The organism is Planctomycetota bacterium (assembly GCA_035384565.1).
Classification (GTDB): Bacteria; Planctomycetota; PUPC01; order DSUN01; family DSUN01; genus DAOOIT01.
Window position 1 is genome coordinate 30,727 of sequence record DAOOIT010000030.1, and the last position, 25,643, is coordinate 56,369.

17 protein-coding genes are annotated in these 25,643 nt (G+C 68.9%); 10 read left to right on the forward strand and 7 right to left on the reverse strand.

Annotated features, from left to right (window positions below; all coding sequences use genetic code 11):
- From PLE19_12480 to PLE19_12490, 3 genes are all read left to right on the forward strand, one after another.
- On the forward strand, positions 1 to 1,881 hold a 1,881-nt coding region (locus tag PLE19_12480; protein HPD15763.1), incomplete at its 5' end, for a ComEC/Rec2 family competence protein.
- 58 nt (positions 1,882 to 1,939) lie between these two features.
- Positions 1,940 to 4,168: a hypothetical protein gene (locus tag PLE19_12485; GenBank protein HPD15764.1), complete on the forward strand. Its 2,229-nt coding sequence runs from the start codon at positions 1,940 to 1,942 to the stop codon at positions 4,166 to 4,168.
- Positions 4,169 to 4,385: 217 nt separating this feature from the next.
- Positions 4,386 to 5,894, forward strand: a complete 1,509-nt coding sequence (locus tag PLE19_12490) for a sulfatase (GenBank protein ID HPD15765.1) — start codon at positions 4,386 to 4,388, stop codon at positions 5,892 to 5,894.
- A gap of 99 nt (positions 5,895 to 5,993) precedes the next feature.
- On the opposite strand, the gene PLE19_12495 is transcribed toward PLE19_12490, so the two are convergent.
- From PLE19_12495 to thiC, 6 genes are all read right to left on the reverse strand, one after another.
- Positions 5,994 to 9,461 carry an NPCBM/NEW2 domain-containing protein gene (locus PLE19_12495; protein ID HPD15766.1) on the reverse strand — a complete coding sequence of 1,156 codons (3,468 nt, stop codon included), beginning with the start codon at positions 9,459 to 9,461 and terminating at the stop codon, positions 5,994 to 5,996.
- 99 nt (positions 9,462 to 9,560) lie between these two features.
- Entirely contained in the window at positions 9,561 to 11,090 is a 1,530-nt protein-coding gene (locus PLE19_12500) for an N-6 DNA methylase (protein ID HPD15767.1), read from the reverse strand.
- A gap of 3 nt (positions 11,091 to 11,093) precedes the next feature.
- The gene (locus tag PLE19_12505) at positions 11,094 to 12,065 is read right to left on the reverse strand and encodes an AccI family restriction endonuclease (protein ID HPD15768.1); all 972 of its coding nucleotides are present in this window, start codon (positions 12,063 to 12,065) and stop codon (positions 11,094 to 11,096) included.
- 27 nt (positions 12,066 to 12,092) lie between these two features.
- Positions 12,093 to 12,848 carry an ABC transporter ATP-binding protein gene (locus PLE19_12510; protein HPD15769.1) on the reverse strand — a complete coding sequence of 252 codons (756 nt, stop codon included), beginning with the start codon at positions 12,846 to 12,848 and terminating at the stop codon, positions 12,093 to 12,095.
- A gap of 4 nt (positions 12,849 to 12,852) precedes the next feature.
- Complete coding sequence (locus tag PLE19_12515; GenBank protein HPD15770.1) at positions 12,853 to 13,743, reverse strand: ABC transporter permease; 891 nt, start codon at positions 13,741 to 13,743, stop codon at positions 12,853 to 12,855.
- A gap of 116 nt (positions 13,744 to 13,859) precedes the next feature.
- Positions 13,860 to 15,170, reverse strand: coding sequence for a phosphomethylpyrimidine synthase ThiC (gene thiC / locus PLE19_12520; protein ID HPD15771.1), 1,311 nt, complete (start codon positions 15,168 to 15,170; stop codon positions 13,860 to 13,862).
- Positions 15,171 to 15,757: 587 nt separating this feature from the next.
- Here thiC and aroA point away from each other — a divergent pair.
- The 5 genes from aroA to PLE19_12545 all read left to right on the forward strand — a co-directional run bounded on the left by aroA (position 15,758) and on the right by PLE19_12545 (position 20,735).
- Positions 15,758 to 17,038, forward strand: a complete 1,281-nt coding sequence (gene aroA / locus PLE19_12525) for a 3-phosphoshikimate 1-carboxyvinyltransferase (GenBank protein ID HPD15772.1) — start codon at positions 15,758 to 15,760, stop codon at positions 17,036 to 17,038.
- A gap of 10 nt (positions 17,039 to 17,048) precedes the next feature.
- The gene (locus tag PLE19_12530; protein ID HPD15773.1) at positions 17,049 to 17,924 is read left to right on the forward strand and encodes a PHP domain-containing protein; all 876 of its coding nucleotides are present in this window, start codon (positions 17,049 to 17,051) and stop codon (positions 17,922 to 17,924) included.
- A gap of 19 nt (positions 17,925 to 17,943) precedes the next feature.
- A complete protein-coding gene (gene galE / locus PLE19_12535) occupies positions 17,944 to 18,924 on the forward strand; it encodes a UDP-glucose 4-epimerase GalE (protein ID HPD15774.1) in 981 nt (326 codons plus the stop codon).
- 12 nt (positions 18,925 to 18,936) lie between these two features.
- Positions 18,937 to 19,524, forward strand: coding sequence for an acyltransferase (locus PLE19_12540; protein HPD15775.1), 588 nt, complete (start codon positions 18,937 to 18,939; stop codon positions 19,522 to 19,524).
- A 116-nt stretch (positions 19,525 to 19,640) separates the two neighbouring features.
- On the forward strand, positions 19,641 to 20,735 hold the full coding sequence (locus tag PLE19_12545; protein ID HPD15776.1) for a DegT/DnrJ/EryC1/StrS family aminotransferase: 1,095 nt from the start codon (positions 19,641 to 19,643) through the stop codon (positions 20,733 to 20,735).
- Between the two features lie 514 nt (positions 20,736 to 21,249).
- Here the strand turns inward: PLE19_12545 and PLE19_12550 are convergent.
- Positions 21,250 to 21,702, reverse strand: coding sequence for an Hpt domain-containing protein (locus PLE19_12550; GenBank protein HPD15777.1), 453 nt, complete (start codon positions 21,700 to 21,702; stop codon positions 21,250 to 21,252).
- A 227-nt stretch (positions 21,703 to 21,929) separates the two neighbouring features.
- Here PLE19_12550 and PLE19_12555 point away from each other — a divergent pair, with 227 nt between their 5' ends.
- A complete protein-coding gene (locus tag PLE19_12555; protein HPD15778.1) occupies positions 21,930 to 24,290 on the forward strand; it encodes a hypothetical protein in 2,361 nt (786 codons plus the stop codon).
- Positions 24,291 to 24,442: 152 nt separating this feature from the next.
- A complete protein-coding gene (locus tag PLE19_12560; GenBank protein ID HPD15779.1) occupies positions 24,443 to 25,642 on the forward strand; it encodes an acetylxylan esterase in 1,200 nt (399 codons plus the stop codon).
- Position 25,643: the final 1 nt, after the last annotated feature.

Genomic DNA, 25,643 nt, shown 5'->3' on the forward strand with positions numbered 1-25,643 from the left:
AGGGGCCTCCTGGCCGCGACGCACGCCGCACGCGGGTGGCTCCGCGAGACCCTGAAGGCCTCGCTTGCCCCGGACAAGCACACGGCTCCCCTGCTCTGTGCTCTGACGCTGGGCGACCGGACCGATGTGGACGACAACCTGGCGGAAGCATTCGCGCGCACGGGCACGATCCACCTCCTCGCGGTGAGCGGCTTCAACGTGGCCGTGGTGGCCTGGGTGGTGTGGACGCTCACGTCGTTGGCCGGCCTCGGGCAGCGGGCGGCTGGCGCGCTGGTCCTGTGTGCCGTGGGCGTCTATGCGCTGGTCACCGGGGCTCCGCCATCGGTGGTGCGGGCCGCCGTGATGTCGGGCGCCTACGTGCTGAGCATCATGGGGCGGCGCCAGTCGGACGCCGTGCACGCGGCGGCGCTGGCGGCGCTCGTGCTGCTGGCGGCGCGGCCGTTCGACCTCTTTCAGCCGGGGTTCCAACTCTCCTTCGCCGCGGTGCTCGGCATTCTGCTGCTATCCGAGGACCTGGCGGCGATGCTGGGGCCAGGCGAGAGCGTGCTCGAGCGGGTGGCCGGCCCCAGGGGAGTTGGCGCCTTCGCGTGGATTCGCCATCGGTTGCACCGACTGGCCGCGGCGACGGGAAGCGTGTCCATCGCCGCCTGGCTGGCCGTCCTGCCGCTCACCGCCTACTACTTCCACCTGTTCAGCCCGATCACGGTGCTCGTGAACCTCCTGGTGGTGCCGGTGGCGGGCTTCCTGACGGTGTTTGGGTTCATGCACCTGGGCGTGGCCGCGTGTTCGCCGATGCTGGCCTGTGTGCCAGCCTTCCTGGCGCGCGGGGCTACGGGGCTCTTGACGCAGACCGTGATGGGGGTGGAGCGGCTGACGGCTGGATGGGTGTACTGCGCCGCGCCGACCCTTGGGTGGATAGTTGGCTACTATGCGCTGGGGCTCCTGGTGGTTGCGCGCGGTCGCCTGGGGCTGAGCGGGCGGCGTGCGGCGATGCTGTGGCTGCTCGGCGTTCTTGTGTATGTCGTGGCCGGGGACTCAGGGCGGCCTCCGAAGGGCCTGGAGGCCACCGTGCTGGACGTCCAGGACGGCGCGGCCGCCGTCCTGCGCTTCCCCGATGGCGCTACCGTGCTCTGCGATTGTGGCACGTATGGGCGGAACGATGTCGGGCGCTGGGTGGTGGCGCCCGCGCTGTGGCATTGGCGCGTGCGGGCGGTAGACCTCCTGGTGGTGACTCATGCGGATGCCGACCACGTGACGGGTCTTCCGTCGCTGCTCGATCGGTTTCGCGTTGGGCGGGTGGTTCACAGCCCTGTCCTCGAGCGCGCCGCGGCGGGCCGGCAGCTCCTGGCCCTGCTCGACGAGCGGGGCATCCCTCATCAGTCGGTGGCGGCTGGCGACCGCCTCGTGGTGGGCGAGGGCAATGTGATCGAGGTGCTCTGGCCGAGCGACTGGTCGTTGCGCCTGAGGCCCGACGACCAGAATGAGAACTCGCTCGTCTTCCGCGTCGAGCGCGGCGGGCGGCGGGTTCTGTTCGGCGGCGACATCCAGCAGGTGGGAATGGCCGCGCTCCTCCACGGCGGTGTGGACCCGCGGACGGATGCGCTGGTCGTGCCGCACCACGGCCGCAGGGCGCCGGCCGCCGAGGCATTTGCCCAAGCCACGCGGCCCCGCTACGCCATTTGCAGCATCCGGCCCGATCATCTGCCGCCCGACATCGTCGCCGCCTACAGAGGGGCCGGAGCCGAGGTCCTCGTCACGGGCTGGGACGGCGCTATCACCGTGGCCCTCTTCAACGGCGAGGTGGTGGCCACGAGGGCCCGGCGCAGGGAGGGCCGCGTTCGCGCAGACATTGCGCTTGACGGCGGGCACGGTTCTGACTAGCATACACGGCACGGGCGTTTGTTCACTTCCGCTGGCCAACGGCTTCAGGAGGCAACGAATGAGTCAGGCAGTGGCCGGGCAGGGCACGGGTGGGTCGCACGTCTGGCGATTCTTCCGGGCCGGGGGCTTCGACCAGGTGAGGCTGGACCGTGGCGCCGACATCGCCGCCCTGGACAAGCTGGACCAGAAGCTCTGGGTGGCGCTGAGCTGCCCCACGCGCGGGCTGGAGTTCGACTCGCGGACGCTTGACCTGATTGACACGGACCACGACGGGCGCATCCGCGTGCCCGAAATCATCGCAGCAGCCAAGTGGGCCTGCGCCAATCTCAAGAATCCCGACGACCTCGTGAAAGGCGGCGAGGCGCTGCCGCTCGCCGCCATCAACGACGCGACGCCCGAGGGCAAGCAACTGCTGGCCTCGGCCAAGCGCATCCTGTCCAACCTCGGCAAGGGCGACGCCAAGGCGATCACCATCGCGGACACGATGGACACGGCCAAGATCTTCGCGCAGACGAAGTTCAACGGCGATGGCGTGGTTCCTCCCGAGGCGGCCGACGATGCGGCCACACAGGCCATCGTTGCCGACATCATCGCGTGCCTGGGAGGCGAGACCGACCGCAGCGGCAAGCCCGGCGTCAACCAGGCCAAGGTGGACCAGTTCTACGCCGAGTTGGCCGCCTATGCGGCCTGGCGGCAGAAGGCGGAGGAGGCGGCGTCGGACGTGCTCCCCCTCGGCGAGGCCACGGCCGCGGCCTTCGATGCCCTCAAGGCCGTGCGAGCCAAGGTGGACGACTACTTCGCCCGCTGCCGCCTCGTGGCCTTCGACACGAGGGCCGGCGGAGTCCTGAACCGGGCCGAGGCCGATTTCGCCGCCCTGGCGCCGAAGGACCTCTCGGCGTCGGGCGACGAGGTGGCCAGCTTCCCGCTCGCCAAGGCCGAGGCCGGCAGGCCGCTTCCCCTGGGCGAGGGCGTGAACCCGGCCTGGGCAGGCGCCGTGGCCAAGCTGAGCAGCCTGGTTGTCGCGCCGCTGCTGGGCGCCAACAAGGCCAGCATCACCGCAGAGGAGTGGGCAGCGCTCAAGGCCAAGTTCGCCCCGTACGAGGCCTGGCTCGGCGCCAAGGCAGGGGCCGCCGTCGAGAAGCTCGGCCTGCCGCGCGTCCGCGAACTCCTCGCCGGCAAAGGCAAGGAGGCCCTCACCGCCCTCATCGCGCAAGACAAGGCCCTCGAACCCGAGGTCAACGCCATCACAGCCGTCGAGCGCCTCGCACGCTACTACCGCGACCTTTACCAGCTCCTCAACAACTTCGTGGCGTTCACCGACTTCTACGCCCGCGAGCGCAAGGCCGTCTTCCAGGCCGGCACGCTCTACCTCGACGGGCGGGCCTGCGAGCTGTGCGTGCGCGTGGACGACCCGGGCAAGCACGCGGCCCTGGCCGGCCTGAGCAGGACCTACCTGGCCTACTGCGATTGCACCCGCAAGGGCACCACCGAGAAGATGACCATCGCCGCCGCCTTCACGGGCGGCGACTCTGACAACCTCATGGTCGGCCGCAACGGCGTCTTCTACGACCGGAAGGGGCAGGACTGGGACGCCACGATCACGAAGGTCGTCGAGCAGCCGATCAGCATCCGCCAGGCCATCTGGGCGCCCTACAAGCGCATCGCCCGCATGATCGGCGAGCAGATCGAGAAGATGGCCGCCGCCCGCGACAAGGCCGTCACCGACAAGGCCGCCGCCGGCATCGGCGAGGCCGCCACCAAAGTCGAGGCCGCCAAGCCCGCCGCGCCGGCCACCCCGTTCGACATCGCCAAGTTCGCAGGCATCTTCGCCGCCATCGGCCTGGCCTTGGGCGCCATCGGCACCGCACTCGCCGCCATCGTGAGCGGCTTCCTCAGCCTGGCCGCCTGGCAGATGCCGCTCGTCATCCTCGGCATCATGGTCCTCATCTCCGGCCCCTCCGTCATCCTTGCCTGGCTCAAGCTCCGCCAGCGCAACCTCGGGCCGATCCTCGACGCCAACGGTTGGGCCGTCAACGCCCGCGTCAAGATCAACATCCCCTTTGGCGGCGCCCTCACCAGCGTGGCCAAGCTCCCGCCCGGCTCCGAGCGCAGCCTGGTGGACCCCTACGCCCAGAAGAGCGCGGCCCGCTGGCTCGTGCCGCTCCTCATCCTCATCGCGCTGGCCGGCTGCGTGGCCATCTGGTACTACGGCTACCACAAGCCCGCTCAGGGGAAGCCAGCTCCCACGGTCGAGGCCCCCGCGGAGCCAGCCCCCGCACCCAAGTAGGCCGCACCTCCCAGCCAGTTCGCACAGCACCCCAGGCCGCCAAGCCCCTCTTACGGGGCTTGGCGGCCCGGCTCTCGCTTGCCGCGCGCATGGCGGAGGAGAGTCCACCTCCGCCTCCTGGTCTCGACGGGCGCTGGTTTGGGTTCCGCCAGCCCTGCGGTTGTCGCGGCCTGGGCGAAGGGCTATAATCAGGCCATTACTCGCAAAGGAGCAGGCCATGATGATGGGGCGACGCGGGTTTCTCAGGGCCGCGGCCCTGGGCGCGACGGCTGGGGCGCTGGGATGTCGGCGACCGCCACGGATCAGCCGGAGCGAACGCCGGCCCAACGTGGTCTTCATCCTCACCGACGACATGCGCTGGGATGCGATGGGCTGTGCGGGGCACCCGTTCCTGAAGACCCCCCACCTCGACCGCCTGGCCGCCGAGGGCGCACGGTTCGCCAACTGCTTCTGCACCACGTCGCTGTGCTCGCCGAGCCGCGCCTCGATGCTCTCCGGCCTCTACGCCCACGCCCACGGCGTGACGAACAACTTCACCGACTACCCGAACGAGCTCCCCAGCTTCCCCCGCCAGCTCCAGGCCGCAGGCTACGCCACCGCCTACATCGGCAAGTGGCACATGAACGAGGAGAGCGACGAACGCCGCCCGGGCTTCGACTTCTGGGCCTCCCACAAAGGCCAGGCGAAATACTACGACACCGAGTTCAACATCAACGGCACCCGCGGCGTCCTCAAGGGCTACTACACGACCCGCGTGACCGACCTGGCCATTGATTGGCTCGGCCAGCAGCGCCCCGACAGGCCGTTCCTGCTCATGCTCGGCCACAAGGCCCCCCACTCGCCCAACACGCCCGAGCCGCAGTACGAGCACCTCTTCGACGACGTGAAGATCGAGTATCCGCCCACGGCCTTCGCCCTGGAGGGCAAGCCCGACTGGATTCGCCAGCGGCTCGACACCTGGCACGGCATCTACGGCCCGCTCTGGGGCTTCAGGAAAGAGTTCCCCGACCGACGTCCCGAATCAGTGGCCGCCTTCGCCGCCTTCTGCCGTGCCTACTACGCCACGATCCAGAGCGTGGACGACTCGGTTGGCCGCCTCTACGAGGCCCTCAGGGCATCGGGCCAGCTCGACAACACGCTGATCCTCTTCGTCGGCGACAACGGCTTCTTCCTCGGCGAGCACGGGATGATGGACAAGCGGACCATGCACGAGCCCAGCATCCGCATCCCCCTCCTCGCCCGCTATCCCGCACTCATCCCGCAGGGCGGAGTAGAAAGCCGCATGGTCCTCAACGTGGACCTGGCGCCGACAATCCTCGATTTCTGCGGAGCGCGCCCGCTGCCGAAAGTCCACGGTCGCTCCTGGCGGAGGCTGGCAGGTGGCGAGGACGACATGCAATGGCGAAGATCATGGTTCTACGCCTACGACTACGAGAAGCAGTTCCCCTACACGCCGAACGTCCGCGGTGTGCGCACCGACCAGTGGAAGTACATCCACTATCCCCACGGCGACGGCGGCCCCGACCGCCACAAGGCCGAACTGTACCACCTCAAGTCCGACCCGCTCGAAACGAAGAACCTGATTGACGACCCCGCCCATGCCCCGAAGCTGGCCGAGTTGAAGGCCGAGCTTCAGCGCCTCATGGCTGCCGCCGGCGCGCTCCCCGACCGCATGCCCCTCGACGAGGGCGTCAAAGCCGTCCTGCCCGAGAAGTCCATTCGATAGGGCGTGTAAACCACACCGGGGGAAAGAACCGCGCGCGTTCGTAGTGCGGGCTTCAGCCCGTCCCCATACGGCCTAAAGGCCGCACTACGAACATGATTCCTACCGCGGCGCCGCCCGCAGTAGCCGCGCCCCGGCCCAGTTGGCCATGTCGGCGATGATGCCGTCGCCGGCGTCGGCGACGACGAGGCGCAAGACCCGTACGCCGGCGATGGGGAGGTCAATGGCCTTGACCTCGCGCATGCCGTGGAGGACGCCGCTCTCGAAAACCAGCTTCTCGTCGGCGTAGACGCGGAAGATGACGGTGCCCCTCTCCTCGGCCCCGCCAACGTCGGCGAGGAAACGGGCGTAGGCGCCGTCGAGCTTGTAGACGATCTCGGAGGGGGCGTGGGTGCCGATGCCCTTGCGATAAGCTTTGCCGCCGCCCAGGCGAAGGGGCTTGTCCTCCGCGTCCTTGTCGCGGCGGGGCAGGCCATCCTTGTTGGCGGTCCAGCCAGCCGATGCCTTCTCCCAGGGGAGGTCGCTGAGATAGACGCCTTCGCCCTCGGGCGGGGCGGGGAGCTTCCTTGGGCCTGGCGGTGGAGGCGGGGGAAAGGCGACCTGTTGGCGCTCGGCCTCGGTGCCCTGGACGGAGAGGAGGTCTTCGCGGGGCCGCTCGGCCAGGGCGGCACGAAGCGAGGTGAGCGCGGCGAGCATGGCCTTGTAGTCGGCGTCGTCGGCATTGGCAAACACTGTTTCCCTGCACCGCTGCCAGCCGCCGGCGGCTCGGGCCAGGGGGGCCATGAGCATGCGGCTGAGCTTGGGGTCGCGGCGATTGAGGCTGAGCCACCAGGTGTCGCGGGGCGCGGAGGCCCCGCCCGCAGTGCCGTGGCAGGTGGCGCAGCGGCGGGCGTGGACCTCGTCGAGCGCCTTGCGCTGCGCCCCGCTGAAGATGCTGCGGTTGGGCCAATGGGGCGTTTCGTAGCGGTCGTAGTAGACGGCGTTGGCGTCAATCCAGGCGAAGAGGCGCTGCCAGTCGTCGTCGCGGAGCTTCACGTTATGGTGCCCTGCCTCGAGAATCTGCGTGAGGCGCGAGACCTTCGAGCCATAGGTGTAGGGCGGGCGGGGATACACGTCGTCGGGGTGGTCCCAACGCATGGCGTTGGCCACGCTCAGGTAGGGGAGAAGCTCCTGGTAGCCGACGGTGAACTGGTCGGTGAGGTCGTCGGTGAGGATGACGGCGTTAGCCGCGCGGTCGTGGGTGTGGCACTGGATGCACTTGGCGTTGAGGAGGGGCTGCACGTCGCGGAGGAAGGAGAAGACCTTGTCGCCCCACGGCAGAGGCGCCGGCCGGCTCGGCTCACGCCAGGTGGCGGAGGCCAGGCGGTTCGGCGGGGCGGCGGTGCGCGGCTCGTGGCAGCCGATGCAGGTGCGGCGCTCGCCAGGCTTGAGGCACACGACGCTCCGCATGCGCTGTATCTCGCGGTGTCGCGCGTCGAGGACCTCGAAGTAGACGTTCCTGTCGGCGGGCACGGCGAAGTGGGCCGAGCCGTCGGCCTCGATGGGCACGGTGCCGAAGATGCGCTTGACGGTGTAGATGGGGGTTCCAGAGGTGCAGATGACGCCGCCCTCGTGGACGCCTTTGCGCGGCACGTCCTCGAGGATTCGCAGGAACTTCGCCTCGCCGCGCGGCACGCCGGGCAGCCCCTCGTAGGCGTCCATCAGCACGAGCGTTGCGTCCGACTCGGCCTGGGCCGCCGACGATTGAGCCGCGCGGGGCGCGAAGGCCCCGCCCACAGACTCCACCGGAGGCAGCCGATGGGGCCGCGGGCGGGCGACGAGAGGCACGGGCTCGGCGCAGGAGATGGCGGGGTCGCGGTAGAGGAGGGCCAGCTTTCCGCCGCGGTCGCCCACGTAGAGCGCCCAGCTTCGTTCGAGCCAGGGCTGGACGGTGGGTGTGTACGAGCAAAGATAGATGTCTTCTGAGAGCGGCCAGGGGTCGGAGTGCCAGCCGCGGCGGCTGTCCTGGATCTTCTCGCCGATGGTCGGCACGCCGGGGGTGAGGATGGTGATGGGTTCATCGCCGTCGGCGCCCTTCCGCACGTCAAGGAGGCCGATGGGGCCGTGGGTCTGGCCGTGGTGGCCGGTGAAGAGGGCCGTGACCTTGGTGCTGCCGGGGACGGCTCGCGGGAACATGATGACGTTGGGGCGGATCGTGGCATTGCCGTAGTAGGGAGCGACCATCGAGCCGTCGGGCCGCATGGTGAACAGGTCGTGCAGGCTCGTCACCGAGCGCTCGTTGTACTCCCAGCGGTCGTAGATGATCCGCCCGTCGGGCAGGATCGAGGGGTTGAAGTCGTTGAACACGTTGTGGCTGAGCTGGGTCAGCCCCGAGCCGTCGGGGTTCACGGCGAAGAGGTTGGGCGCGTGGATGTTGCTGCCGCACATCACGTAGTGCTCGGAGCGGTCGGAGGTGAAGCCGATCCGCCCGTCGGGCAGGTAGAACGGCTCGCAGTCGTTCTTCGGCCCGAACGTGACCTGGCGGAGGCCGGTGCCGTCCACGTTGACCTCGTAGATGTGATAGCTCTGGCCGGGCACGACGGGGGCGTGGGCGCGCTCGACCCCGTTGCCGAAGGCGAAGAGCAGCTTCTTCGCGTCCCAATGCAGGCACAGATCGCGATAGATGCCGTCGCCGAGGGAGTTCACGACGGGCGTCACCTTGCCGTCGGGCCGCACGGGGCTGAGGCGGTAGATGCCGCCGCCGGGCGGGTTGTGGCAGTGGTGGGCGTCCATGAACGGCTGCTCACTCGTGTAGGGCTTGCGCTTCACAAACAGCAACGATTCGAAGGTCACCTCGCGAAGGAGCCGAGCGTCGCGCTCCGCGCTCGCCTGCTCAAACCCCTCTGGCTCGACATAGGTGAAGAGGGGCAGCCAATAGGCCTCCGCGCCGGCCGCGATGGTGAGGAGCAGCAGCCCGCCGCCCGCGCCGGGCAGCTCCACGCCGAGCCGGGCGGCCTTTGTTGTTGTGGGCGGGACGTCCACATCCCGCGAACTCAGGACCTTCGCCTCGGCGCCGGGCGCAAGGAAGCGCAGCGAGAGCTTGAGCGCAAGAGGCTTGTCGCTGGCATTGCGCAGCGAGAGACCGACATCGTTTGACCCACGCTTCATGTCGAGCGGGGCATTGAGTTCGAGGGCGAAGGCGGCTGGCTTGGGGCGGAAGGAGAGAAGCCGGTCGAAGCGGCGGACATAGCTGTGATACCAGTAGCTCTTCCCCCCGCCGCCGGGGTGCTTGTAGCCGACGACGGCTTCGCCGGGCTTTGCGGCCTGGCGCTCGGCCTTACCATCGGGTGCCACGCGCTCGACCTGCATCGTGCCATCGGCGAAACGGACGCGCACCCGCGCCTTCGCATCGTCGTTGGGCAGGAGCATGCGCGGGATGGGGTTGGGCCACTCGACGACCTCGCCGCTGGCCGACACGGGGAGCACGGGCGTGCGGTCTGGTTCGGGCGTGGCCTTCTCCCACTCGGCGAGCAGGTCCTCCCAGTCGGCGATGGCGGCCAGAGATTCGCGGAAATACCAATCCTGCCGCACGATCTCCTGCGATGCGGCCAGCCGGGCAAGCGGCAGAGCGGCTGCGAAGGTCAGCAACCACAGGGGACGTATTGGGGCGCGATGCACAGTGAGGGCCGCTCAAAGAGGCAGTCGGAGCTGAGTGCCCCGTGTTTGCGGGGCAAGCCCTGTCTCGTCAAGGACCGGCTGGGGCAGAGGCAACCGCTCTAGCGAGCGGGGTTCGACCTTGATGCACCCGGAGCCGTATGACTTGCCAACGACCGAGAGATTGGCCACCGTGAGCGGATGGCTGAGGACCTGCCAGAGCTCCTCGGCGAACAGCAGGTCGCTGCGGCGCGGGTACACGCAGAGAAAACAGGTGAGGGGCACCACCCCGGCCAGGTTGCGGATGAAGCGGGCATTGCGCCGGCCGAGATAGGCGAACAGGAAAGGCGGGATCTCTCGCGTCTCCATTCGGTACCAAGGCCAACGGGCTCGCATGATGGCACGCTGTGGCAGGCCGGCCTCCTCACCCTTGGCGAGGTATGCGCGAACCTGCGGGGGGAAGTCCTCCTTGTCCCTGCCGTCCGGGGCGAACAGGAGGGTCGGTTTGCCGGCAGCGGAGAGGCTGGCCATGAGTTCGGGCGTCACCTCGCTGCCGGGCACGTCGCGGGTCCTGCCGATGGCGGGCACCAGGAGACCGGCAGGCAAGCCCAAGTCGGCTGCCTCCTGCACGGTAAGGAAGAAGAACTCGTTCGCCCCGGTCACAATGCCCCGCATGACGGTCGCGAAGTCACCCAGGACAGGCTGGCCGCAAGATGAGACTCGTGGCGGCCGGGAGAACCCTGTCCCCAGCGCTTCATCGAGGCGGCGCGGCATGTTGGTGAGCGTTGGGAATGCCTTGCCCGCCATGCCAGAGAGCACCCAATCTCTCAGGTCAGGGGTTCCCGGCTCAGAGCATCTCACCCACTCGAGCTCATCCTTTGGCCTGGTGTTCCTGATGAAGAAGATGATCGGGTTCGTGTCCACGCCGGGGAACGGTGATGCGGCGGGCGCGAACGTGACGACGGCATCAATGCGATAGCGAGACGCGACCCATCGCCACAGGTCATCTGCAAAGACGCCCTCACAAGTGTCGGCCGGCAGAATGAAGGCCAAGCGGCCGTCGGGCGCCAGAAGCTGGAGGGCGCGCAGCAGGAAATAGATGTGCAAACCCGCCCTGCCATCCAGCGGGTGCCCGATCAGCGAACCCCCAAACCACCTGACCCATGCCTTCATGCTCGGTGACAGGCGATGGTGGCGGATGTACGGCGGATTCGCCACAACGGCGGCCAGAGGGTGAGGAGGCGGATCCAGCAGGAAGTCTGCCACACGCACCCTCGCGAGATCCGTTTCGGAGAGCCCTGCCTCACGGGCTTGCGCGAGAGTGACCGGGTCCACTTCGGTTCCTGACAGGCCGACGCGAATGCCCAACGAACGCGCCACGGTCGTGGCTGCCCGGAAAAACGCGCCGGCTCCCACGGCGGGGTCGAAGACCTCGGTCGCTCCGCCGCGCAGGACGTAGGCAACCATCGCCTCCGCCACCCACTGGGGAGTCCAGAACTGCCCCCTTACGCGCAACGCCTCTCTCTGATGACCTGCCCGCGGCAACACTTGGCTAACGGAGGCCATTGGTCACCCCTGCTTGCGCATGGCGGCCTCTTCCAGAGCCGCCATCGCCTCAGGCCGCAGAGCGAGACGCCCGCCCTCGAAGCGCACATAGGGCAGGATGTGCCCGTTCTTGTCCTCGATGTGGGCGGCGGCCAATCGCGGTTCCTCTTCACAATCGCCCAGCAGATATGCGTAGTGATAGTAGAAGCTGTAGATGACCTTCCTGGTGGTCGCTCCACCCGGTGCCTGGAAGACCTGTTCGCGCGCCTGAATGAGTCCGTCGCGTATCAACTCCTCTGCCTTGTCCAGGGCAAGACCGAACGCCGCAACGTAGAAGACGTGCCAGACGTGCAGCGGCACCTTGCGTTGCACCTGCCAGAGGCGCAGCGGCGCCCTGTCTTCATCCTTGATGATGATCGTGGGCACCACCGCCGCCTTGGGCAGCCCCAGCTTGCCCCCAAGCCTCTTCACAGGTCTGAGCGGGCGCCCGTAGTCGGGCATAGCCTTGGCCCGCCACAGACTGTTCTCACACTCGACGGCGAGGATGGCCTCCGAGAGAAGGAACGCCATCCTCTCATCATCCTCAGGAGTGAAGGGCAACTCAGGCTCGCCCCCGATCTCCTTCACCACGCTCCGTACCCGTTCAGCGCGCGCTTCTGTGAAGATCAGGATATCTGGTCGCTTCAAGTCGCGTAATCCCGCCCTGTCCAAGCGCTCAAAGTAGAGTTCGAACTCCCGTACGTCGCGGTCGGGCGCGACCGCGCTCAGCCCGTACGGCAACGCAAAGTACGAGCCGGTGGCGTTGACGGCTTGCACGATCCGTTCTTCGCTCCACACCCCTTGCGACCATCCCATCAGGAAGTCGCTTCCACGAAGGCGCCGGGGATTCAGCAGAAAGTCAGCCCACGGCACTCCGGCTATGCCTCTCAGCTCGATCTCAGCCTCGACCCGAGACACCATCAGTGCGCGCTCAAAGGGATGCCACTGGGTGCTCATCAGTTCCTTTCCACCGTGCCCGGCTGCTCAGGCCGGTCGCTCGGCGATGGTTGGCTCGGCGACGCGGCCTTCGATGAACTGGCGGACGATGGGGTTCTGGGAGGTGCGTATCTGGTCGGGGGTGCCGATCTCGATGATCTTGCCGCCGGAGAGCATGCCGATGCGGTCCGCGATCCGATAGGCGCTGGCCATGTCGTGGGTGACGACCATGGCGGTGATCTGGAGCTTCTGGCGGAGCTCGATGATGAGGTCGTTCACCACGCTGGCCATGATGGGGTCGAGGCCGGCCGTGGGCTCGTCGTAGAGGATGATCTGCGGGTCGCGCACGATGGCGCGGGCCACGGCCGCCCGCTTCTTCATGCCGCCGCTGCACTCGGCGGGGAACAGGTGGCCGGCGTTCTGGAGGCCCATGAGCGTGAGCTTCTCCATCACCTTGTCCTGGATCTGCCGCTTCGACAGGTTGGTGCGCTCGCGGAGGGGGAGGGCGACGTTTTCGGCCACGGTGAGCCAGTTGAGCAGGGCGCAGCCCTGGAAGACCATGCCGAACTTGTCGCGCACGGCGATGAGCTCGTGGTTGCTCAGCCCCGTGATGTCCACCCCCTCGACTATCACGCGGCCGCGGTCGGGCTTCATCAGGCCCATGATGTGCTTGAAGGTCACCGTCTTGCCGATGCCGTTGCGGCCGATGATCACGAAGGTCTCGCCCCGCTCGACGCGCAGGCTGAAGCCGTTGAGCACCTGCTTCGGGCCGAAAGCCTTGTAGACGTCCACCAGTTCTATCATCGGTCTAGTAGAACTCTCTCACGATGCTCGTGATGAGGTAGTTGAAGATGATGATCAGGATGAACGAGGCGACCACCGAGTCCTTGGTCGCCTTGCCCACGCCTTCGGCGCTCGACTGTGCGCGCAGCCCGCGCCCGCAGCCCACGAGCGCGATCAGGATGCCGAAGACCATGGCCTTGAGCACGCTGCTGTTGAGGTCGGTGAGCACCAGCACGTTCTCCGCCTCGGCGAAGTAGGAGTGGTACGTCACCCCCACCTGGTAGTAGGCCACCACGGCGCCGCCCAGCACCCCGATCAGGTCGGCGAACACCGTGAGCACGGGGGCCATGACGAACATGGCCACGATCCGCGGCATGACGAGGAACCGCACGGGGTCTATGGACATCGCTTCGAGGGCGTCAATCTCCTCGGAGACGCGCATGGTGCCCAGTTCGGCGGCCATGGAGGAGCCCACGCGGCCGGCCAGGATGAGGGCGGCCATGATGGGGCCCATCTCGCGGGTCATCGAGGCGGCCACGATGGCCCCGATCTTGGAGGCGATGCCGTAGGGGCGGATGGTGAGGCCGGCCTGGAGCGCGAGCACGGCGCCCGCGAAGATCGCCACGAGCACCACCACGGGGAAGCTCATCACGCCGCACAGGAACATCTGGCGCAGGATCTCGCGCCCCTTGCGCGGGATGCTGCGGGCCCAGGCCACGCTGCGGAGGAACAACAGCGTGTCGTGCCCCACCGCCTCGGTGATCGAGAGCACGCCGGCGCCCAGGCGCTCGAGCGCGCCGCGCTGCCCCTCCATGCCCGCCGACCACACGGTCGAGAACGCGGCGCCCACGCTCTCCATGATCCCCCGGCGGAGCCGTTGAGGCGATACGGGCGGGCGTTGACCGCTATCAGCCATAGGGACTCCCCGACAAGAGACAGCCCGGCCAGGCGGGCCGCCGCCGTGGGCATCCGTCGGCCGCGGCCTGCTCTCGCCTCATCACCGGGACAATCCTAGCAGGAAACGCGTTCGAGTCAAGTCGCGCGGCGCGGGTTCGATGCGGGGGCCTCGGGCGCCTCGTCGGCGATCTTGAAGACGCAGAACTTGCCGCACATCGAGCAGGTCTCGTCGTCGGCGGGCTTGGCCCCGTTGCGCAGCGCGCGGGCGAGGCGCGGGTCGAGGCACAGCTCGAGCTGGCCCTTCCAGTCGCGGCGCCGGCGGCGGGCCGACATCTCGCGGTCGCGCTCCATCGCGCCGGGGATGCCCTTGGCGATGTCGGCGGCGTGCGCGGCGATGCGCGCGGCGATCACGCCCTGGCGCACCTGGTCGGCGTTGGGCAGGCCCAGGTGCTCGGCGGGGGTGACGTAGCACAGGAAATCGGCCCCCGCGGCGGCCGCAATCGCGCCGCCGATGGCCGAGGTGATGTGGTCGTAGCCCGGGGCGATATCGGTGACGAGTGGCCCGAGCACATAGAAGGGCGCGCCCTTGCACAGGTCCTTCTGGAGGCGCACCTGGGCTTCGATCTGGTGCAGCGGCACGTGGCCCGGCCCCTCGATCATCACCTGCACGCCGGCCGCGCGGGCGCGGTCGGCCAGCTCGGCCAGCACCATCAGCTCGTGCACCTGGGCGGCGTCGAAGGCGTCGGCGATGGCGCCCGGGCGCATGCCGTCGCCCAGGCTCAGCGTCACGTCGTGCTCCTGCGCGACGGCGATCACCTCGTCGAAGCGCTCGAAGAGGGGATTCTCCTGCCGGTGCGCCAGCATCCAGTGGGCGAGGATGGTGCCGCCGCGCGACACCATGCCGCACAGGCGCTCGCTGCGTTGGAGCGTCGCCACCACCTCGCGGGTCACGCCGCAATGCACCGTCACGAAGTCCACCCCCTGCCGGGCGTGGGCGCGCACGGTGGCGAGAATGCCGTCGGCCGTCATCGCGCGGATCGAGCCCTCGCCCTGCACGGCCTGGACAGCCGCGTCGTAGATCGGCACGGTGCCGACGGGCACGGCGGCGCGGTCGAGCACGGCCTGGCGGATGGCCACCAGGTCGCCGCCCGTGCTGAGGTCCATGACCATGTCGGCGCCCGCCTCCTCAGCGGCGGCCAGCTTGTCGAGCTCCTTGGCGGGGTCGGGGTAATCGGCGGAGGTGCCGATATTGGCGTTGACCTTTGTGCGCAGGCCCAGGCCCACAGGGCAGGGCACCCGGCGGTGGCGGCCGTGGTTGGCGGGCAGCGCCGCCTTGCCTTCGGCCACGAGCTGGCGGAGGCGATCGGGCTCCATCCGGTCGGCGGCGGCAGCTTGTCGCATCTCATCGGTGATCTTGCCCGCGCGGGCAAGCTGAAGCTGGGTCATAGGCGGCGCTCTCCTGATAGGTTCAACGCCGCCTATTCTACCAGATTGGCGGGCAAAGGGAAACGGCCGCCCGAACACGGGCCGGGTGCGGGCCGGGATTGCCGGCAGGGTTATTCTCTCTGGAGCCTGAAGGGCTCACATGGGATAGCCCAGGCGACGCCGTGATCTTCGCCCACATCATGTGTGCCAGCAGCCCGCGAACGCGGTCGCCCTGGGCTGCGGCTCAAACGCCCCCATTCGGGGGCTGAACCCCAGCTCCCGCAAGATGCGGGCGAAGATCAGGGCAACGCTCCGGGTTCCACGGGACTCACGGGTCCAGCCCTGAAAGGGCGAGATAGAGGCTTCCCGCCCTTTCAGGGCTACCGCAGGGGCGGTCTGGTTCCCAGGGCGTTGCCCTGGGCTATCCCATTTCGCTCCTTCGGAACTCCCGCAGCCGCCTGCGATTCCGGCCCGCATCCACACGGGCCCCTGCCGTTGCGTCAGGAGCCCAAAAGCGGTAGAATCTGTGCTGTGCCGAGCCCAAGGAAAATGGAGCGGCCGGCTGCGCATGACCGGTGGTCGAAGCGAGCCGTGTTTCGGAGGCGGCTGTGAGGCTTGTCGTCGAGCGTTCGGCCCTGGGGGGCAGCGTGCGCATCCCGGGGTCGAAGTCGCACACCATCCGCGCCGTGGTCATCGCCTCGCTGGCCGAGGGGACCTCCACCATCCGCCAGCCGCTCGAGTCGCTCGACACGCTGGCGTGCGTGAGGGTGTGCCGCGGCCTGGGAGCGGAGCTCCGGGCTGAAGCCCGCACTACGAACTGGGAGGTGACGGGCACGGGGGGGAAGCTGGCGCCCCCTGACAATGTGCTCGACGTGGGCAACTCGGGCACGACGCTTTACGTGACCCTGGGCACGGCCGCCCTCGGGCGCGGCTGGAGCGTGTTCACGGGCGACGACCAGACGCGCCGCCGCCCAGCCGGGGCGCTGCTGGACGCGCTGCGCGCCCTGGGCGCCGAAGCCTTCTCCACCCGCGGCGACGGGCGGGCGCCCATCGTCGTCCGCGGGCCGCTGCGCGGCGGGCGCGCGAGCATCGAGTGCCCCACATCGCAGTACCTCACCAGCCTGCTCATCAACTGCCCGCTGGCCGAGGGCGACTCGACGATTGACGTGCCGCTGCTGCACGAGCAGCCCTACGTGGAGATGACGCTCGCCTGGCTCGACGGGCAGGGCATCCGCTACGAGCGCGACGGCTTCCGCCAGTTCCGCCTGCCCGGCGGCCAGCGCTACCAGGCGTTCGACCGCGCCGTGCCCGCCGACTTCTCGTCGGCGACCTTCTTCCTGTGCGCTGCGGCCATCACCGGCTCCGAGGTCACGCTGCTCGGCCTCGACCGCGCCGACACCCAGGGCGACAAGGCCGTGGTGGACCACCTGGCTGCGATGGGCGCACGCGTCGAGTGGCTGCCCGACGGCCTTCGCCTCCGCGGCGGCGACCTGCGCGGCGGCGAGTTCGACCTCAACGCTACGCCCGACGCGCTGCCCGCGATGGCCGTGGCCGCCTGCTTCGCCTCGGGCGAGACCCGCCTGGTGAACGTGCCGCAGGCGCGCATCAAAGAGACCGACCGCCTGGCCGTGATGGCCCAGGAACTCTCCAAGATGGGCGCCCGCGTGACCGAACTGCCCGACGGCCTGGTGATCCAGGGCAAAGGGCTGCGCGGCGCCGTGGTGGACGGCCACGACGACCACCGCGTGGTCATGGCCCTCGCCGTCGCGGGCCTGGCTGCGTCGGGCCGCACCGAGGTGACCACGGCCGAGGCCGCCGCCGTGACGTTCCCCAACTTCGTGGACCTGATGGCCAGCCTCGGCGCCCGAATGCGCCCAAGCGAAACATGACGAGGGCCGCGTGAACCTCACCTGGGAAGAAGAGAACCGTCCGATTGACCTGCACGTGCACACGACCGCCAGCGACGGCGACGTGAGCCCGAGCGGCTGCGTGGACGCGGCGAAGCGCCTGGGCCTCGTCGCCATCGCGATCACCGACCACGACACCACGGCCGGCAACGCCGAGGCCCTGGCGCGCGGGGCCGAGGTGGGGCTCGAAGTCGTGCCCGGCGTCGAGGTGAGCGTCGAATACCCCGGGCTCACCGTGCACATTCTCGGCTATTACCCCGAGCCGGGCGCGGCTGCCCTCGACAACATCCTCGCCGGCCTGCGCGAGCACCGCGGCGAGCGCAACCCGCTGATTCTCCAGCGGCTGGCCGAGCTGGGCTGCCCGATTGACGAGGCGGAGCTGGCGGCCGAGGCGGGCGGCGGCGTGGTCGGGCGTCCCCACATGGCCGCGCTCATGGTCCGCAAGCGCTACGTGGCCAGCGTGCAGGAGGCCTTCGACCGCTACCTGGCCAAGGGCGCCGCAGCCTACGTGGACCGCGTGCGGCCCTCGCCCGAGGCGGCCATCCAGGCGATCCTGGGCGCGCGGGCCGTCCCAGTCCTCGCCCATCCCCAGGCGATGGGCGCGAGAACCGAGGAAGAGGTCGAGGCCCTTGTCGAGCGCCTGGTCGCGGCGGGCCTTCGCGGCGTGGAAGCCTATTATCACGGCTACAGCCCCGGGCAGATCTCGGCCTGCCTCACCCTGGCCCGGCGGCACCGCCTGCTCGTCACGGGCGGCACCGACTACCACGGGGCGAAAAAGCCCGACATCCAGCTCGGCCGCGGCCCGGCGGGCCTGCACATCCCGTATCGCCTGCTGGCGGAACTGAAGGCGGCGCGCGAGCGCCTGTGAACGAGAGGAGCGTGCGACGGTGGCCGTGGGCAAAGTGCTCGTGACCGGGGGCGGCGGCTATGTGGGCAGCCACACGGTGCTGGCCCTGCTCGAGGCGGGCTTCGCGCCCGTGGTGCTCGACAACTTCGAGGCGGGCCACCGCGACGCCGTCGCGCCGGGCGCCGAGACGGTGGAGGGCGACATCCGCAGCGAGGGCGACGTGGCGCGGGCGTTCGCCCGCGGCCCCTTCGAGGCCATCCTGCACTTCGCCGGCCTGGCCAATGTGCCCGACTCGTTCGCCGACCCTGCGAAATGCTACGCCGCGAACATCACGGGCGGCCTGAACCTGCTCGCCGCCGCGCGCAGGGCGGGCGTGAGGGCATTCGTCTTCTCCTCGTCGGCCGCCGTCTATGGCCCGCCGGAGACGACCCCGATCCCCGAGGACCACCCGCAGCGGCCGATCAGCCCCTATGGCTTCACGAAGGGCGCCTTCGAGCGGGTGCTCGCCGACTTCGGCGTGGCCTATGGCATCCGGTCGGTGTCGCTCCGCTACTTCAATGCCGCAGGGGCCGACCCGGCCGGCCGCGCCGGCGAGCGGCACCACCCCGAGACGCATCTCATTCCCATCGTCCTCCAGCACCTCAAGGGCAAGAGGCCGTGCATCAAGGTCTTCGGCACCGACTACCCCACGCCCGACGGAAGCTGCATCCGCGACTACATTCACGTGAGCGACCTGGCCGAGGCCCACGTCCTGGCCGTCCGAGCCCTGGCCGGGGGAGGGGAGACGACGTCGCTGAACCTGGGCGTGGGCCACGGCTACTCGGTGCGCGAGGTGATTGCCACGGCCGAACGGGTCACCGGCCTGAAGGCCACGGTGATGGAGGAGGGGCGCCGCGCCGGCGACCCGCCCGTGCTCGTGGCCGACGCCCGCCGCGCCGCCCACGTGTTGGGCTGGACCCCGAAGCGGCCGTCGCTCGAGTCCATCGTCGCCGACGCGTGGCGCTGGGAATCCCACCACTGACAGGAGGGCAACATGGCCGACGAGTTCTTCATCCATCCGACCGCGGTGGTTGACCAGCCGTGCCGGATCGGCAAGGGCACCAAGATATGGCATTTCGCCCACGTGTGCGCCCATGCCCAGATCGGCGAACGCTGCGTGCTGGGGCAAAACGTCTTCGTCGGCAGCCACGTGACCATCGGGAACAACTGCAAGATTCAGAACAACGTCGCCGTCTACGAGAAGGTGACGCTCGAGGACGACGTCTTCTGCGGCCCCTCGATGGTCTTCACCAACGTGATGAACCCGCGGAGCGCCTTCCCGCGCGACCGCGAGACCGGCTTCCTGCCCACGCGGGTGAAGCGCGGCGCCACCCTGGGCGCCAACTGCACCATCGTGTGCGGCACGACGATCGGCGAGCACGCCTTCATCGGAGCCGGCTCCGTCGTGACGAAGGACGTGCCCGCCTACGCCGTCGTCTACGGCGTGCCCGCCCGCCAGCACGGCTGGATGTGCGAATGCGGCGAACGGCTGGAGTTCGTCAACGGCCGCGCCCGTTGCGACAAACAGGGCACGGAGTACGCCCTCGAGAATGGTGTCGTGAAGCGCCTGGAGAGGGGATGACGGGATGATTGGATGGCTGGATGGGCGAGAGAACCCTGTTTCCTCTGGCCTTCATCCGCCCATCCATTCATCCCCCGTGTTGGCTGCCAGCAGCCAGTGAAGCGAAAGGAAACGAGATGAAGGTACCCTTGCTCGACCTCAAAGCCCAGTATGCCACGATCCGCGACCGGGTGCGGCCCGTGGTGGACGCGGTGATGGACAGCCAGTACTTCATCCTCGGCCCGGAGGTCGAGGCGTTCGAGAAGGAACTGGCCGCCTACGTGGGCGCGAAGCACGCCGTCGGCTGCGCCTCGGGCACCGATGCCATCCTGCTCGCCCTCATGGCCCTCGGCGTGGGGCCGGGCGACGAGGTGGTGACTACGCCCTTCACCTTCTTCGCCACGGCCGGCTGCGTGTCGCGCGTGGGCGCCACGCCCGTGTTCGTGGACATCGAGCCGGACACGTTCAACATCAACCCCGCCCTGGTCAGGAAGGCCATCACGCGGCGGACCAAGGCGATCCTGCCCGTGCACCTGTTCGGCCAGTGCGCCGACATGGACCCGATCCTCGACGCCGCGGGCGACATCCCGGTGATCGAGGATGCCGCGCAATCGCTCAGCGCCGAATACAAGGGCCGAAGGTCGGGCGTCCTGGGCCGCGTGGCCTGCTTCAGCTTCTTCCCCAGCAAGAACCTCGGCGGCTTCGGCGACGGCGGGGCCGTGACGACCAACGATTCGGACCTGGCCGCTCGCATCGCCACGCTGCGCGTCCACGGCGGCAAGCAGCGCTACTACCACGACGAAGTGGGCATCAACAGCCGCCTCGACGCCCTCCAGGCCGCCGTGCTCCGCGTCAAGCTCCCCTATCTGGACGCCTGGAGCGACCAGCGGGCCGCCAACGCACGCCGCTACGACGAGATGCTCGCGGGGGCAAAGGTGGTGACCCCCGCGGCGAAGGCCTATGGGCGGCACGTGTTCAACCAGTACACCCTTCGCGCAGCCGACCGCGACGGGCTTCAGAAGCACCTCAACGCGCGCGAGATCGGCAACGCCATCTACTACCCCGTGCCGCTGCATCTTCAGAAGTGCTACGCCGGCCTCGGCTACGCGGCGGGCAGCTTCCCCGAGGCCGAGCGGGCGTCGCGCGAGGTGCTCTCGATCCCCGTCTACCCCGAACTCACCGATCAGATGGCCCGCCACGTGGCGGCCAGCATCCGCGAGTTCACCGGCTGAGCAGCTCTCGGCGATTCGGCGTCGTGCCTTGCGGAGTGGCCAGACCGCCTGAAGGCGGGACTCCCAACGGAGCCCCCCGGTTTGCAGTCCCGCCTTCAGGCGGCGGGTCATGCGGAACACACCCATTCGCTGAGAGCTGGCTCATCAGGGCTCAGCGATCCCGACGTGGCCGCCGTTGGGGAGCGCGGGGCGGGTCTTGCGTCGCCAGCGACTGCACCCCATAACCATCTATGCCCCAATGCCTTACACTCTCCGGCCGCTCTTCCTCACATACCTGCTCATCCCGAAGGTGAGCGAGAATGGCCGGAGCCGCGAGAATCGCCCATTCTCGCCCATCTGCCCATGCTGTATCACTCTCCTCCTCACAGGGTTGATACAGCATGGGCGGGCGGCGCCCGCCGGCCGCTCCGCAGAGCCCTCCAGTGGAACCGCCAGGTCCGCCAGGAGCAGGCGCGCCTACGCCCTGTCCCAGGCCAGTCGGGGCAGGATCGCCAAACCCTGCGAAACCTCAACGCTATCGAGACCAGCCGTGGTCCCGGACCGCCTTGGCAAGGCCGGCCGCCTCGGCCTCGAGCAGGCGCAGAGAGCCGCCGCACGCGGCCTTCTCGCCGCTCCGTGCCGCGGCCTCCAGCGCGCGGGCCGCCGCCTGCACCCGCAGGGCCTGGAGCATGCCCGCCGAGCCCTTCAGCGTGTGAGCCAACTGGCGGAGCTTCTCGAAGTCCTCCCCCTCGAAAGCGGCCCGGATCGCCTCGAGGCGGCCCGGCAATTCGCCCAGGAAGAGCCCCAGCAGCTCGTGCAGCAGGTCCACCTTGCCGCCCAGCGACCTGGCCGCCCGCGCGAAGTCCAGGGCAGGCACCTCTCCGCCCGCGGGCGCAGACGCCGCGTCCTGCGCCAGCCCCTTCGAGGGCGCCTCTGGCGCGGGACCAGGGCGCTGCCCATCGCGCGCGCTCCCGTGGGTTGGGTCCATTCCTGTTCCTTCGGCATCCGCCGGCCCCGACAGCGGGCCGCAGCGGCACACGGCCCTGCCACAGTATAGCGCCGGAGAGCCGCCGGCGCAACGGCACGGTCCTTGGCCGCCCGCGCGGCCCGCGAGCGACAGGGGTGGACAGATGCGCCCATCCCGCATATACTACTCAGCGCCCCGGGGTTCCCAACTGGATTGCCGATTGCTGCTACCCGACTCGGAAGGAAGCGATGGCGTTGCGGCCAGGCGGAAGAGGACGGCGGCTCCTGGCAGCGGCATGGGCGCTGGCGTTGGCGCACCCGCTGTCGAGCGGCGGCGTCGCTCCCGCCGCGTCGCGCTGCCCGCCCATCGCTTTCCTCAAGCGCAACGGCCATGGCCTGCGCGGCACCAACGCCACGATGCACTCGCACATGACCGGCGTCGGCTCCGCCATCTGCACGTACGACCCCAGCAAGCCCGACGAGCCGCCGAAGACGATCTTCGAGGACAAGACCGGCTTCATCATGGACATGAGTCCGTCCTACGACGGCACGAAGCTCGTCTTCACCTACAAGCGCAATGTGCCGAAGCGCGAAGACTCGCATCACGTGTGGGAGATCAACGCCGATGGCACGGGCCTGCGGCAGATCACGACCGGCCGCTATCACGACTTCAACCCCGTCTACCTGCCCGACGGCCGCATCTGCTTCGCCTCCACCCGAGTCGAGTCCTATTCGCTGTGCCAGGACTACCTGGCGTGCGCCCTCTACACCGTGAACCCCGACGGCAGCGACATTCGCCGCCTCGAGTACAGCACCCTGTGCGATGTCACGCCCTCGGTGATGGACGATGGCTCGATCCTCTACTCGCGCTGGGAGTACCAGGACAAGAACATCTTCACCCACGAAATGCTCTGGACCATCAACCCCGACGGCACGCGGGTGCAACTCTTCTACGGCAACACGCTCACGGTGCCCAACTCGATGTACGGGGCGAAGCAGGTGCCCGGCACCCGCAAGGTGGTGTTCGTCATGGCCGCCCACCATCATCCGCCGCTGGGCGCCATTGGACTCATTGACCGCACGCTCGGGCACGAAAACGTCGAGGCCCTCGTGAACCTCACGCCTGAGGTGCCCTACAGGCCCGCCGTGGGCAAGCACTGGCGCGACACCAACTGGGGGCCGGGCGACGTGCTCTATCCCTGGTCGTTCACCGACCCCTATCCCATTGCCGAGGACCTGTTCCTCGTGTCGTATGGCGGCCCGCTCCAGGGCGGCCCGCAGCGCTACCGCCTGTACCTGCTTGACGACAAGGGCAACAAGGCGCCGCTCTACGACGACGGGGAGCTGTCGTGCTTCTGCCCCGTGCCGCTGCGGCCGCGGCAGCGGCCCCACCAGTTCGTCGGCGCGCCCCCGGCCGACCCGAAGGGCGAGGGGCGCTTCTTCTGCTTCGACGTCTATCAGGGCCTCCTCGACAAGGGCGTGACACGCGGCATGGTCAAGGAACTGCGCGTCATGTCGCAACTCCCCAAGAAATACAACACCGAGGGCCCCCGCTACTCCGACCACTATCCCGCCATTGGCGAGGGCACTTACTACGTCAAGCACAACTACGGCACCGTGCCTGTGGCCGACGACGGCTCGGTCTACTTCACCGCGCCCGCGGGTGTCGAACTCTACTTCCAGGCCCTCGACGCCAACGGCAAAGAGGTGCGCCGCATGGGCACGGTCACGCAACTGGTCAATGGCGAATCGCAGAACTGCATCGGCTGCCACGAATCGCGCTCCCACGCCCCCTCGCCGCAGCTTCAGTCGTGGAAGCGGCTGGCCAAGCCGCCCGACCGCATCACGCCGCCGCCCTGGGGCGAGGGGCCGGTGGACTTCGTCAGACAGGTGCAGCCCGTGCTCGACAAGTACTGCGTCAAGTGCCACAGCGGCCCGAAGCCCGACGCCGGCATTGACCTCTCGGGCGACAAGACGCGCCTGTTCAACATGGCCTTCGAGACGCTGGTCTTTACCCCTGGGCTCGTCGAGCGCTACCACATCAACCCGGGCCCCACGGGCAACTTCCCGCCGCTCGCCACCGGCTCGTGGGTGAGCCGCCTCACCAAGCTGCTCGAGACGAAGTACAAAGACGTGGACGACGAGAGCCGCCGCCGCATCTACACCTGGATTGACGCCAACGTGCCCTACTACGGCACGTGGGACATGACCCGCCCCCACAGCTTCGGCGGGCGCGACACCTGGCTCGACGAGCGCGGCAAGCCGTTGCCGTGGTTTGCCGAGTTCCAGAGGGCCTATCAGGAAGCCCTCGATGGGGAGGGGGGGGAAATCCCGGGGGCTCGCCAGGGGCGGGTCGCCAACGTCAAGCACACCGACATCAACCTCACCCACCCCGAGTGGAGCCGCGTGCTCGTGAAGAATCTGGCCAAGAGCGTCGGTGGCCTCGCCGACGACGCCAGGGCCGTCTTCAAGTCCAAGGATGACCCCCGCTACCAGGCCATCCTCAAGGCCATCGAGGGCGGCAAGGCGGCGCTCCTCGCCAAGCCGCGCATGGACATGCCCGGCGCCGTGCCCGTGCCCCAGCAGCGGGACTTTGGGAGGACGTTTTGAGGGCCGTTCGGCGGGGGCGCACGAATGGGACCGGTGGGATGTGTGGGACAGGTGGGACTCCTGACACCGGCGCGTCCCAGGCGTCTCACCGGTCCCACAAGTCCCACCGGTCTTTCGTGGATCACCCATTGGTCTCAATGAGGATGGCCTCCATGATCGGGTGCTACATTGCGATGGGGCTCTGCCTTGCGGCGGTTGCTCGAGGTGCTGAAGACCTAGTGTGGGACACGGCGAAGCTGTTTCAGCCGCCGAAGGCGGTCCCCGCCGAGGGCTTTGAGGCCGAGGGGATGCGGGCGCTCTTCTACGAGGGGCTGCCGTACCGCGGCAAGCCCACGCGCGTGTTCGCCTGGCTCGGCATCCCCAAGGCCGAGCCGGGCAGGAAGCTGCCCGGAATGGTCCTCGTCCACGGCGGCGGCGGCACGGCCTTCGCCAACTGGGTGAAGCTGTGGAACGACCGCGGCTATGCGGTCATCGCGATGGACACCTGCGGCTGCGTGCCCAGAGGCTCCTACGGCAACTGGCAGCGCGACGAGCAGGGCGGCCCGCCCGGCTGGGGCGGCTGGAACCAGATCAACGAGGCGCGCGAGGACCAGTGGACCTATCACGCCGTGGCCCAAGCCATCCTCGGCCACTCGCTGCTCGCCGCTCAGCCCGAGGTGGACGCCGATCGCATTGGCCTTACGGGCATCTCGTGGGGCGGCTACCTCGCCTGCATCATCGCGGGCGTGGACAGCCGCCTCAAGTGCGTCGTGCCCGTCTACGGCTGCGGCTACACCAGCGAGCACGGCTTTGCGGGCAGCGTGGCCGCCCTGGGCAAGGAGGGCGCCGAACGCTGGATGCGCTGGTGGGACCCGTCGGTCTACTTGCCCGCTGCGAAGATGCCGATGGCCTGGGTGACGGGCACGAACGACTTCGCCTACACGATGAACGCGCTCCAGAAGTCGTATCGGCTGCCCAAGGGGCCGAGGACGCTGTGCGTCCGCATCCGCATGCCCCACGGCCACGGCCCGGCGGGCGAGGCGCCCAAGGAGATTCACGCCTTCGCCGACAGCATCCTCAAAGGCGGCGACCCGCTGCCGCGCATCGCAGGCCAGGGCCGCGATGACGACCGGGTGTGGGTGGCCTTTGAGAGCCAGCGCCCGATCGCCAAGGCCGAGTTGTGCTTCACCCGCGACGTGGGCAAGTGGCAGGACCGCAAGTGGGAGGCGGTTCCCGCCCAACTCGCTCCCGGCAAGGCCACGGCGGCACTTCCCGACGGCGTGACTGTCTACTACATCAACCTGTTCGACGACCGCGACTGCGTCGTGAGCACCGAGCAGGTCGAAACGCCCCATTCCGCCCCGGGACGCTGAC

Bases quoted from the DNA above. Each gene is read 5' to 3' on its own strand.
- PLE19_12485 (HPD15764.1), top strand. From the start codon at position 1,940: ATGAGTCAGGCAGTGGCCGGGCAGGGCACGGGTGGGTCGCACGTCTGG.
- PLE19_12490 (HPD15765.1), top strand. From the start codon at position 4,386: ATGATGATGGGGCGACGCGGGTTTCTCAGGGCCGCGGCCCTGGGCGCG.
- PLE19_12500 (HPD15767.1), bottom strand. From the start codon at position 11,090: ATGGCCTCCGTTAGCCAAGTGTTGCCGCGGGCAGGTCATCAGAGAGAG.
- PLE19_12505 (HPD15768.1), bottom strand. From the start codon at position 12,065: ATGAGCACCCAGTGGCATCCCTTTGAGCGCGCACTGATGGTGTCTCGG.
- PLE19_12510 (HPD15769.1), bottom strand. From the start codon at position 12,848: ATGATAGAACTGGTGGACGTCTACAAGGCTTTCGGCCCGAAGCAGGTG.
- PLE19_12515 (HPD15770.1), bottom strand. From the start codon at position 13,743: ATGGCTGATAGCGGTCAACGCCCGCCCGTATCGCCTCAACGGCTCCGC.
- thiC (HPD15771.1), bottom strand. From the start codon at position 15,170: ATGACCCAGCTTCAGCTTGCCCGCGCGGGCAAGATCACCGATGAGATG.
- PLE19_12540 (HPD15775.1), top strand. From the start codon at position 18,937: ATGGCCGACGAGTTCTTCATCCATCCGACCGCGGTGGTTGACCAGCCG.
- PLE19_12545 (HPD15776.1), top strand. From the start codon at position 19,641: ATGAAGGTACCCTTGCTCGACCTCAAAGCCCAGTATGCCACGATCCGC.
- PLE19_12550 (HPD15777.1), bottom strand. From the start codon at position 21,702: ATGGACCCAACCCACGGGAGCGCGCGCGATGGGCAGCGCCCTGGTCCC.
- PLE19_12555 (HPD15778.1), top strand. From the start codon at position 21,930: ATGGCGTTGCGGCCAGGCGGAAGAGGACGGCGGCTCCTGGCAGCGGCA.
- PLE19_12560 (HPD15779.1), top strand. From the start codon at position 24,443: ATGATCGGGTGCTACATTGCGATGGGGCTCTGCCTTGCGGCGGTTGCT.